This window comes from Methylocaldum sp. (assembly GCF_039794385.1).
Taxonomy (GTDB): Bacteria; Pseudomonadota; Gammaproteobacteria; order Methylococcales; family Methylococcaceae; genus Methylocaldum.
Map to the genome: position 1 here is coordinate 1 of NZ_JBDIVO010000161.1, position 10,081 is coordinate 10,081.

Here is a 10,081-nt window from a genome sequence, read left to right on the forward strand (position 1 = left end):
AGCGGATTTCACGTTGGACCTCGCTGAATCGGGTATCAGCGGAATGCTGCTCCTCGGCGGAGGAGTCTTCGCCGTTATGGCCGGCATCCTCGCCGTATCGCTTGTCGCCGGATGGCCGGCCAGCCTTGGTCCTTTCACCCTGCCCGTCTGGGCGTCCCTGGCCGCCGCCATGGCGTTTGCCGGGTTTTCCGGGTGGTTCTTCTATAAGGCCATTCGGCTGAATCACGGTCAATGAAACTGCTGGCACTCCTGTCCACCCTATTTCTCGCGGGATGCGCCGGTATCCCCAAAGGCGTTTCGCCCGTTCATGGCTTTGAACCGGGCCGGTATCTCGGCGCCTGGTACGAAATCGCGCGCCTCGACCACTCGTTCGAACGGGGCCTGACCCGCGTCACCGCGACTTATGGCCTTCGGGAGGACGGCGGCATAAAGGTGGTCAACCGGGGCTTCGACTCCCGAAAGCAGGAATGGCGGGAAGCGACAGGCAAAGCCTATTTCGTGGAAAGTCCGAACATCGGCCGGCTGAAGGTTTCGTTTTTCGGGCCTTTTTACGGCGGCTATAACATTATCGATCTGGACAAGGAGAACTACTCCTATGCCCTCGTTTCCGGCCCCACCCGATCGTATTTGTGGATATTGGCGAGAGAGAAGACACTGGAATCCTCTGTACTACACCACCTGGTCACGAAAGCCGAAGCGCTCGGATTTGCAACCGATCGTCTGATCTACGTCGACCACAGCGAGAAGTAACCAGCATATCCGCCAATCGGCCAAGTCAACGATCGGTCATACAGCCGGCTCAGGCGGCCCGGACGTCCGCTTGCCTGACAAGTCTTTTTGGGATATATACCCTTCCGCCACGTTCCTTCTTCCGAAGGAAACCGCTGGTTCTTCTCAACGGTAATCGAAGGAAACTCAGGGAGGGTATCGATGAAGTCTCAAAAATCCATCTCGCGCATTGCGATTTCCATGGCTTCCGCTTTGATCCTTTATAGTGGTCATGGTTGGGCCGGCACCACAGACATGACTGAGGGCGTTCAAGGCTCCAACACCTCGAATACCGGCGTAATGATCTACAAGATGGGACGGATCGTCGACGATTCCGATTTCGTGGATGTCACTTCCCAGATACCGGCGCTAGGCGGAACGGTGTTGAAGGGCAATCCGACCATCAAGATGCGGTTCGACGCGCCGCCTCCTCCGGACGACACTACCGTGCACGGGGTTTTCGAGCAGATCGGACAAGCCAGGATCCGGATCGTCTTCCCGTTCGACGAGCACATGCAAGTCATTCACGGGGTGCTCAAAATCACAGATTCAGCGGGAACAATCACTTATCTGACACCCGGCGACTCGTATTTCATCGCGCAAGGAAGCGAAGTCTTGTGGGAAACCCTGACGCCGCTTTTTCAGAAATCCTTCCATGACTATACCCATCACTGAGCCATTCCGGTGACGGATCATTACCAACCCATCAGCTGTGATTTCCACGACGAACTGGAAACGCTCGCGGTGAGACGCCGTACGTGCCCGATCACTTATCGGGACGCGTCCGGCGATCCCGTTACCGTCGAGGACCGAATCGAGGATATTTACGCCAGGGACAAGGAGGAATTCCTGAAGTTGAAGAGCGGGTTGGAGATTCGCTTGGACCGCCTGATCGAAGTCGATGGAAAGCGGCTGAGAGCCGATTAGAGGGACAGGCGTCGGCGAAGGATGCCGGCCTCGAGTTGGACGGAAAACACGATTACGCCTCATGTTTCCGGCGTAGGCGTAGGATGGGTAGAGCGAAGCGAAACCCATCGATGGTGGGTAGAACGAAGCGAAGCCCACCGGTTCCGCGGCCTTGCCTGGTGGGTTACGGCGCGCGGAAACACAGAGGGAACTTTGCGGACTCGGCGTGATGCGCGCCTAACCCACCCTACAACGCTACAACGCCATCGTTTTCCGGTGTGGCGGGATATTGTTGACAGACAAATCCCGGCGGCTACTCGATCAAGAAATCCCGCATCATGCCCATGTCCTCGTGTTCGAGGTTATGGCAGTGATACATGAACACGCCCTTGAAGTGGTGGAACGGCTTGATCATGCGCACGGTCTCGCCAGGCATGACCAACACGGTATCCTTCCAGCCGCTACTGACCAAACCGTCTTTTACCGTCGCATAGCTGTCCGCTCTCTCGACGGCTACGGTGCGGCTGATGATCTGGAATTGGTCGCCGTGCAGGTGGATGGGGTGCGCCATGGAAAACATCATCCCCATGCCACCCCTCATGCCCATACCGCCCATGCCCTGCCCTTCTGGCTGAGCATCGCTTCCGTGGCCGCCCATCATTCCCATCATGCGGCCTCGCATACCGTGGCCCATGCCGTGTCCGCCGCCGCTAGTATGGAAAATTTCCATGAGCTGCACGGTATCGAGCGGAATCCGCTCGAACGGCTGAATATCGTCGAAGGCATAGGAGCGGCCGTTGAGCAGCATCGCCATCGGAGACTCAGAAATGGCGATCGGCACGGGCTTGCTGGGGTTGGCGACATCGTCCAGCGTATAGCGGTCGATCTTCGACAGCCGGCTCGGCAGCTTCGGGCTCTCGCCGGTCTCGCGGGTGACGCGGATCTTGAACAGGGGATAATCGCTGCCGACGGGCAAGGCCATGGCGCCCATCATGCCCATTCCTCCCATCATGCCGCCCATGCCTCCCCTTCCGCCGCGCCCCCCCATGTGCTCGGCCATCATCGGCAGCACGCCGGAGAACGGCAGGCTGCGCATCGTCAACTCAGTGCCCTTGGGCCGGCCGCTGAAATCCGCCCAGACATCGAGGCGCTCCCCGGGTGCCAGCATCACGTAAGGGAAAGTTTCCGGGGACTCCAGGAGTCCGCCGTCGACGCCGATCACGGTCACCGGCGTGCCGTCGCTCCAGCCGAGTTTGTAAATACGGGCATTGGAGCCGTTGAGGAAACGGAAACGGTAGGCGCGGCTGGCCACTTCGAACTCGGCATTCGGCTGGCCGTTGACCAGGATGCGGTCGCCGTAGAATCCCATCATCCGATCGTGCATGTGCGGACCGTAAATCAACTGGTTTTGGGCATTGAACCGGCGGTCCTGAAGGACAATGGGTATCTCGTACTCGCCGGAAGGCAATTCGAGTCTCGCCTCCTCTTCGTCGTTTATGATCAAGCCGCCGGCAAGACCGTAGTACACCTGCCTCGCGGTAATTTCGTGCGGATGCGGATGATAGATATTAAGGCTCGCCCGGTTGATCACTTCGAATTCATACACGAAGGTCTCGCCCGGATCGATGATGTACATCGGATGGCCATCCATCAGCGCGGGGACGTGGAGTCCGTGCCAATGGGTGATAGTGGGTTCCATCAGGTCGTTGCGGAAATGAATGCGGACTTTCTGGCCCTTTTGCAAGCGGATGATCGGTCCGAGATAGCAACTGGGCAGCTCGGTCAGCGTATCCTTCGGGCCACTCAGCAACTTGGCCGTATAGTGCTGCACCCGGGTCGCCTGGCCCGGCAGAATGGATATGGAGCCTTGGCGGGCAGCCAATTCGATCTCGACATCGGGCTTGAAGGCGGGAGACGCCCGATTGGGCGTCAATTTGGGCATGCCGTGCATCTCCATGGCACGCACCCATGCCGGCATGCTCGCTGCGGCTAATAAACCGACACCGGTTTGAAAAATGAAGCGGCGGCGCGAACGATCGACTGGATCTTGCATAAGCTCTCCTCGAATCTGTCGTTATGGTCGCAGACGGCTCAGCCGCATCTTTTGGGGTTGTTCACCTCGACCGGCGAGCGCCTGGAATAAATAGATCTCTTCCTCCTGGAAACCGAATGATCGCGCAGTCCTGCCGACCGGTACTATGATACGCCTAGGACAGGAGCGGCAGCATAATAATTCAATGATTTTCTTATGGACAGATTGCCGCAGCCCCTTCTTGAAAGACGGATTTCGCCGGCCCGTAGCCAGAATTTTTGAACCTCGCGATATCTCGGCGAGCCTGAATCACGCAACGACTTTGCAAAACGTTTGTCGGTAATTTCTATGGAGAGCAAACGGCGAAGATCTTTCATCCACCACGTGCAGAGAAACATTCTCGCGGGGCTGGTCGTCCTTACCCCGATACTGCTCACCTGGCTCGTTTTCGACTTCATCCTGGCAAAGCTGATCGCCTTCGGGCGACCTTGGATACCGGCCTTGTATAGAGCCATTTATACATTTTCTCCCAAGCTGGCGGATTTGATGCTCAACGGCTGGATCGATTCGGTGCTCGCCCTGCTGATCACCCTCGTCTTGCTCTTCATGCTGGGCTGGCTGACGAGCCGGGTGGTCGGTCGGCAGATTCTGATCGGGTTTGAATTGTTGCTGGAAAAAATCCCGGTACTGAAAGCCATCTACGGCTCCACCAAGCGGCTGCTACTCGCCTTTCAAGCGCAACCGGAGCAGATCCAAAGGGTCGTGCTGATCAATTATCCCACCGAGAAAATGCGGGCCGTGGCCTTTGTGACACGCATCGTCCGGGATACCGAAACCGGCGAGGAACTGGCGGTGGTTTATATGCCCACCGCTCCGAATCCGACGTCCGGTTATATGGAAATCGTGCCCCTTTCCCAGGTGACGCCCACCGATTGGACCGTGGAAGAAGGCATGCAATTCGTCATATCGTGCGGGACCAGCACCCGCGAGCATGTCGGCTTTTCGGACGCCCAACGCCGCGGACAAGACGGCAGCGAAATGCCGATGAAAGAACCAACTAGTCGATCGGGGTGAGATTTGCGCGTTCCGATGCTTTATCCCGCCCGAAACTGTCAAAGAGTTTATCGACGGCCGGACCAACCGAACGGAGCATTACCATGGGAGCACGAACAGCTTTGCGCCTCGGGCGCGTGGCAGGCATCGAAATCCTGGTTGACTGGAGCCTGCTGATCATCTTCTCGCTCATTACTTTAAGTCTCGGGGCCGGCTTGTTTCCGGCTTGGCATCCGGACTGGGGCCCGCTGCTGATCTGGGGAACCGCAATCGCCGCGGCCTTGCTGTTCTTCGGGTCGGTGCTTTTGCATGAACTTTCCCATGCCATAGTTGGCCGAGCCAACGGTATTCCGATTCCGCGCATTACCTTGTTCATGTTCGGCGGGATGGCGCATATGGAGAAAGAACCTCCCTCATGGCGCGCCGAGTTGTACATGGCAGCCGTGGGGCCGATCACCAGCCTCGTGCTCGGATTCGTTTTTCTGGGACTGGCCAAGATGGTTATCGGTCCCATGGAGATCGATCCCGACAACCCGCAGCAATCGTTCGCGACTTTGGGGCCTACCGTCAGCCTGCTCATGTGGCTGGGCCCCATCAACATCATTCTCGGCCTGTTCAATCTGGTTCCCGGCTTTCCGCTCGACGGCGGGCGGATTCTTCGTGCCGCGCTGTGGGGCGCGACCGGCGACTTGCTCACCGCTACGCGCCGCGCCTCGGCAGTCGGGCAAGGGTTTGCCTGGGTGTTGATGGGGTCCGGCTTTCTCATGATCCTGGGATTGCGCGTACCGATATTCGGGGCCGGTTTCATCAATGGCTTATGGCTCGCGTTGATCGGCTGGTTCCTCAACAACGCGGCCGTCATGAGCTACCGCCAGTTGCTCGTTCACCAATGGCTCGAGGACGTGCCCGTCCTGCGCATCATGCACACCCGGTTCGAGCGGGTGGCGCCGCAGTTATCTCTTCAGGCATTGGTGGACGAACACCTGATGCCGAGCGGACAACGCGCTTTTCCGGTCGAGGAGCGCGGCCAGTTCATCGGAATGATCTGCCTTCGCGATCTGCCGAAGCGCCCGCGCGACGCGTGGAGGACCACGACTGTCGGCGACATCATGACGCCGAGACACGAATTGGTGACTCTTTCTCCCGAGCAGGACGCAGCCGCCGCGCTGGACCTTTTCGGCAAGCGTGACGTGAATCAGCTGCCGGTGCTGAAAAACGGGCAGCTCCTCGGATTCGTCCGGCGCGAAGATATTTTGAAATGGCTATCGCTTCATGCCGGCCTGACTGTCACTGAAGGCGGCCGGCCTGCTTCGCGGCCTCTCGGCTGACGGAAACCGCCCATCGGCGGGCAAGGCTCGGGATTTACTGTCTGCGAACCGGTTCGGCTGCAAGCCGGGACCCGAGGGCGTGGTAATACCCTTTCAGCAGCAGCGGCGCGAAGATGGTGGTGAAGGCGATGACGATGATCAAAGCGGCATAGATCTCGTTGCTCAAGATGTTCGATGTCCGCCCCAGCTCGGCAAAGATGAGCCCTACCTCGCCGCGCGGAATCATCGCCAGCCCGACGGCAAAACGAGTCACCCAGCGTTCGCTGATGAACAGCGCGCTGAACAGCTTGCCCGCTATTGCGGTACCGATCAGGGATAGCGAAAACACCCAAATGAAGGGGGACGTCCAATCGATGGTTCGGAGATTCAGCGATAGCCCGACCATCACGAAGAAAATCGGCACGAACAGATAAATGATGGGGCGCATCTGATTGTCGATGCGCTCGGCGAATTCGGTACCGGCATGCACGGCCAGACCGAACGGCAGGAAAAATCTCCGGGAAAGGGCGAGTCCTGCCGCAAATCCCCCGAGAAGTTCGGGCGCGCCGATCTCGTGGGATAGCCAGGCGAAAAAAAGGACCAAGGACACAACGGTCGTGGGAATCAGTCCCGGCGTCTGGCTGAACTCGTCGAAGCGCCTGATCTCCAGCGATATGAGCTTGGCGAAAATCGGAGCCAGCAGGAAGAATACGGCGATGAACAGCAGCACCCGGCCGGCGTTCATATAACTGATACCGCCGCCGATGGAAAACTCATAAAGAATCGCGAGCAGCACCACCCCCAGAATGTCGTCGATTACTGCGGCCCCTAGCACCAGTTGAGCTTCGTGAGAGTGCCTCTGATGCAGGTCGGTCAAAACCCGTATCGTGATGCCGATGCTGGTGGCGGTCAGGGTTCCGCCGATGAAAAGGGATTCGAGCAACGGGCGTTCGAAGACTTCATAGCTCACCAAGAAGCCGAATGCGAACGGCAAGGCGAAGCCGCTGACCGCCACGATCGAGGATTTGAAGCCGGCGCGCGCCAACTGGCGGATGTCGGTTTCGAGCCCCGCTTCGAACAACAGCAAAATGATACCGATCTCGGCCAGCATGCGGATGGTCTGGCTCGGTTCGATCCAGCCCAGCACCGTAGGCCCCAAAACGACTCCGGCCATGAGTTCTCCGACCACCGGGGGCACCCGCGCCAGCGCCGCCAGCTCGGCGAACATGCGCGCGCTCAAGAGAATGATCAGAAGATTGAGGAAGAATCCGTGTACCGGGTATTCCATAGGACATATTCTCCCGATGTGGCGATTCGGCGAACTCGTATGGGGAAACGCCTAGAGAACCGGAAAAACGTATCGTCGGTCAAGTCCCGCACGCTTTCAATCATCGTTCTCTGGACTCAGCATGATACCGGCTTAATGTACCACTAGCGTGACAACCACCTTGCACAGCACGACCAAAATGGCCGATGATTAGACTATCCCACCCCGGGTGCACTATTAGCGCAAAACCCCCTCAACCTCGTCGGTTCGGAACGACCTGGAAGAGGCGATTTTCGCGCACTTAGGGCACTCGCGTTCGCCAAGTTGCCATCAACGCGGTCGCACATCTACCAATCCATATCGAGCAAGATTCACGATTGTACTTATGGGGTCAAAATTTCCTTTCATCGAACGGGTTTTGCATAACCGCTTCGTTCGGCAGTTACTCGCCAGCGCACTGGATCTGGTGCCCATCGTGGTGGTCATCCTGTTTTTTCAAATCCTGGTAATCCAGCAGCCGATTCCCGAGGCCGGACGGTTCGTTGCAGGCATGCTGCTGGTCGTTTTGGGGCTGACCTTTTTTATGCGGGGCTTGAAGCTGGGGCTGTTTCCTCTGGGCGAAAGCATGGCCCATGCGTTCGTCCGCAAGGGCAGCCTATTTTGGATACTGGTATTCGCTTTCGCACTGGGATTCGGCGCCACCGTAGCCGAACCGGCACTTATCGCCGTCGCCGACGAAGCAGCCCGCATCGCCGCCGACGACGGCGCGATTACAGCTTCGGTAGAGGCCCGCAAATCATACGCACTGGGTCTTCGCCTTACCGTCGCCACGGCGGTGGGATTCGCGCTGATCGTCAGCACGATCCGCATCATCCGCGGCTGGCCGCTTCCTTATGTGATCGTCGGCGGCTACGCTGGCGTAGGCATCATGACGATCTTCGCGCCGCCGGAAATCATCGGCATCGCCTACGATTCCGGCGGCGTGACCACCTCGACCATCACCGTGCCCCTGGTGACTGCGTTGGGCGTTGGACTCTCGTCCTCCATTCCTGGGCGTAATCCCGTGAGCGATGGCTTCGGACTGCTCGCCCTCGCCGCCTTGATGTCCATGATCTTCGTCATGGGATACGGGATATTTGCATGAACGAGTGGCTGCACGAATTCGGAAATATATTGTTGGAGACCCTGCGCGCCGTATCCCCGATCATCGGTTTGCTGGTGCTCTTCCAACTGCTGGTCATCAGAAAACCCTTGCCTCACCCGGGCCGGATTCTCGTGGGCTTTTTGTACGTCCTGCTAGGCGTTGCCCTATTTCTGGTAGGACTCAAAATGGCCCTGTTTCCGATCGGCGATCTGATGGCTCAACAGCTGACCGCGCCGGATTTTCTCGGTATCGAGCCCGATCCTGATCGTGTCCATTGGTATAACTATATCTGGGTCTATCTGTTTGCCGGCTGCATCGGATTCGCCGCGGCCATGGCCGAACCCACCCTCATCGCCGTTGCGGTCAAGGTATCGGAGGTTTCGGCCGGAAGCATCAGAGCCCTGCCGCTCCGTCTCGCGGTCGCCCTCGGCGTAGGCGGCGGACTGGCGCTAGGCACGTTCAGGATCGTTACCGGCGCACCGCTGTACACCTACATCCTTACGGGGTACGCCATCGTAGCCATTCAGACCGTTTTCGCCCCCAAGGTCATCGCCGGGCTCGCGTACGACGCCGGCAATGTGGCCTCGTCGACGGTAACGGTACCCATCGTGACGGCACTCGGATTGGGTCTGGCCGCCGCCGTTCCCGGCCGCAATCCCTTGCTGGACGGATTCGGCCTGATTGCGTTCACTTGTCTAATTCCTATAATCAACGTGCTTGGTTACGGCCAGATCGCCATGTGGTTGAGTCGGCGCAATCAAGCGGCCAACAACGACTAAGGTAGCCTCATATGCGCTTCAAACTGATCATCGCCTTCGTGGAAGACGATAAAACCGAGCTCATCCTGAAAACCGCTCGTGCACATGGCGCTACCGGCGCCACCGTCATCGCCAATGCCCGCGGCGAAGGACTCAAGCGAACGAAAACGTTTTTCGGACTGAGCCTGGAAAGCCAAAGGGACGTGCTGTTGTTCCTGGTAGAGGAGCATCTGACTCGACATATCCTGGAAGCCATCGGCCGTGCGGGCAAGTTCGACGAAAAGCCCGGCACCGGAATCGCGCTTCAGATCGATGTGGAAGACGCCGTAGGGATCACGCATCAAATGGAAAAATTAGCCCCCATCGTCGAGGAGGAACTTTAATGGAAAAGAAGCCCATTATCCGGGTCCGGGACGTTATGAAGACCGATTTCGGAACGATCGACGGCATCGCCACCATCAGCGAAGCCTTGAAGAAAATGAAATCGATGAGAACCTCGGTGCTGGTGGTCAACAAGCGGCACGATGACGACGAATACGGCTTGATCACCGCCGGGGACATTGCTCGGCACGTATTGGCGAAAGATCGTGCGCCCGATCGGGTCAACGTCTACGAAATCATGAGCAAGCCGGTGATTTCGGTGCACCCCGACATGGATATCCGGTACTGCTCGCGCCTGTTCGCAAATCACAATCTCGTACGCGCCCCGGTGCTGGACGGCCGCAACGTCGTGGGCATGATAAGTCCCAACACACTCGTGCTGGACGGGCTTTATCAGATCGTTTGAGGGCCGTTTCCGTCTGTTCCGCCGATGCCCAAATCAGGCAAGGTGAGCCACGGCACTTT

At 58.2% G+C, this 10,081-nt stretch carries 12 protein-coding genes; 10 read left to right on the forward strand and 2 right to left on the reverse strand.

Going from position 1 to position 10,081, the window contains the following annotated elements:
- From ABJK70_RS14055 to ABJK70_RS14070, 4 genes are all read left to right on the forward strand, one after another.
- Window positions 1-235 (forward strand): hypothetical protein (locus ABJK70_RS14055; protein WP_347258284.1); only part of this gene is annotated, 235 nt, incomplete at its 5' end.
- A complete protein-coding gene (locus tag ABJK70_RS14060) occupies window positions 232-750 on the forward strand; it encodes a lipocalin family protein (protein ID WP_347258285.1) in 519 nt (172 codons plus the stop codon). The genes ABJK70_RS14055 and ABJK70_RS14060, both read left to right, overlap by 4 nt.
- 180 nt (window positions 751-930) lie before the next feature.
- Entirely contained in the window at window positions 931-1,443 is a 513-nt protein-coding gene (locus ABJK70_RS14065) for a cupin domain-containing protein (RefSeq protein WP_086134295.1), read from the forward strand.
- Window positions 1,444-1,452: 9 nt separating this feature from the next.
- Window positions 1,453-1,695: a hypothetical protein gene (locus ABJK70_RS14070; RefSeq protein WP_077729424.1), complete on the forward strand. Its 243-nt coding sequence runs from the start codon at window positions 1,453-1,455 to the stop codon at window positions 1,693-1,695.
- Between the two features lie 292 nt (window positions 1,696-1,987).
- Here the strand turns inward: ABJK70_RS14070 and ABJK70_RS14075 are convergent, their stop codons facing one another.
- Complete coding sequence (locus ABJK70_RS14075) at window positions 1,988-3,727, reverse strand: multicopper oxidase domain-containing protein (RefSeq protein WP_347258286.1); 1,740 nt, start codon at window positions 3,725-3,727, stop codon at window positions 1,988-1,990.
- A gap of 327 nt (window positions 3,728-4,054) precedes the next feature.
- Between ABJK70_RS14075 and ABJK70_RS14080 the strand changes: the two genes are divergently transcribed.
- Together ABJK70_RS14080 and ABJK70_RS14085 are read left to right on the forward strand one after the other, a co-directional pair.
- The gene (locus ABJK70_RS14080) at window positions 4,055-4,780 is read left to right on the forward strand and encodes a DUF502 domain-containing protein (protein ID WP_077729421.1); all 726 of its coding nucleotides are present in this window, start codon (window positions 4,055-4,057) and stop codon (window positions 4,778-4,780) included.
- An 83-nt stretch (window positions 4,781-4,863) separates the two neighbouring features.
- Entirely contained in the window at window positions 4,864-6,087 is a 1,224-nt protein-coding gene (locus ABJK70_RS14085) for a site-2 protease family protein (protein WP_077729420.1), read from the forward strand.
- A 34-nt stretch (window positions 6,088-6,121) separates the two neighbouring features.
- Here ABJK70_RS14085 and ABJK70_RS14090 read toward each other — a convergent pair whose 3' ends face one another.
- Complete coding sequence (locus tag ABJK70_RS14090; RefSeq protein ID WP_086134292.1) at window positions 6,122-7,354, reverse strand: cation:proton antiporter; 1,233 nt, start codon at window positions 7,352-7,354, stop codon at window positions 6,122-6,124.
- Window positions 7,355-7,718: 364 nt separating this feature from the next.
- On the opposite strand from ABJK70_RS14090, the gene ABJK70_RS14095 reads away from it, so the two are divergent.
- Genes ABJK70_RS14095 through ABJK70_RS14110 form a run of 4 tightly spaced genes read left to right on the forward strand, consistent with a single transcriptional unit; the run spans window position 7,719 to window position 10,022 of the window.
- Window positions 7,719-8,477 (forward strand): DUF1538 domain-containing protein, encoded by a 759-nt coding sequence (locus ABJK70_RS14095; RefSeq protein ID WP_347258287.1) that lies wholly within the window; start codon window positions 7,719-7,721, stop codon window positions 8,475-8,477.
- Window positions 8,474-9,256, forward strand: a complete 783-nt coding sequence (locus ABJK70_RS14100; protein WP_077729417.1) for a DUF1538 domain-containing protein — start codon at window positions 8,474-8,476, stop codon at window positions 9,254-9,256. The genes ABJK70_RS14095 and ABJK70_RS14100 overlap by 4 nt, the downstream gene beginning before the upstream one ends.
- 11 nt (window positions 9,257-9,267) lie before the next feature.
- A complete protein-coding gene (locus ABJK70_RS14105) occupies window positions 9,268-9,618 on the forward strand; it encodes a P-II family nitrogen regulator (RefSeq protein ID WP_077729416.1) in 351 nt (116 codons plus the stop codon).
- Window positions 9,618-10,022, forward strand: a complete 405-nt coding sequence (locus ABJK70_RS14110) for a CBS domain-containing protein (protein ID WP_086134291.1) — start codon at window positions 9,618-9,620, stop codon at window positions 10,020-10,022. The genes ABJK70_RS14105 and ABJK70_RS14110 overlap by 1 nt, the downstream gene beginning before the upstream one ends.
- Window positions 10,023-10,081 lie beyond the last annotated feature (59 nt).

Bases quoted from the DNA above. Each gene is read 5' to 3' on its own strand.
- ABJK70_RS14105 (WP_077729416.1), top strand. From the start codon at position 9,268: ATGCGCTTCAAACTGATCATCGCCTTCGTGGAAGACGATAAAACCGAG.
- ABJK70_RS14060 (WP_347258285.1), top strand. From the start codon at position 232: ATGAAACTGCTGGCACTCCTGTCCACCCTATTTCTCGCGGGATGCGCC.
- ABJK70_RS14065 (WP_086134295.1), top strand. From the start codon at position 931: ATGAAGTCTCAAAAATCCATCTCGCGCATTGCGATTTCCATGGCTTCC.
- ABJK70_RS14095 (WP_347258287.1), top strand. From the start codon at position 7,719: ATGGGGTCAAAATTTCCTTTCATCGAACGGGTTTTGCATAACCGCTTC.
- ABJK70_RS14100 (WP_077729417.1), top strand. From the start codon at position 8,474: ATGAACGAGTGGCTGCACGAATTCGGAAATATATTGTTGGAGACCCTG.
- ABJK70_RS14075 (WP_347258286.1), bottom strand. From the start codon at position 3,727: ATGCAAGATCCAGTCGATCGTTCGCGCCGCCGCTTCATTTTTCAAACC.
- ABJK70_RS14085 (WP_077729420.1), top strand. From the start codon at position 4,864: ATGGGAGCACGAACAGCTTTGCGCCTCGGGCGCGTGGCAGGCATCGAA.
- ABJK70_RS14080 (WP_077729421.1), top strand. From the start codon at position 4,055: ATGGAGAGCAAACGGCGAAGATCTTTCATCCACCACGTGCAGAGAAAC.
- ABJK70_RS14090 (WP_086134292.1), bottom strand. From the start codon at position 7,354: ATGGAATACCCGGTACACGGATTCTTCCTCAATCTTCTGATCATTCTC.
- ABJK70_RS14110 (WP_086134291.1), top strand. From the start codon at position 9,618: ATGGAAAAGAAGCCCATTATCCGGGTCCGGGACGTTATGAAGACCGAT.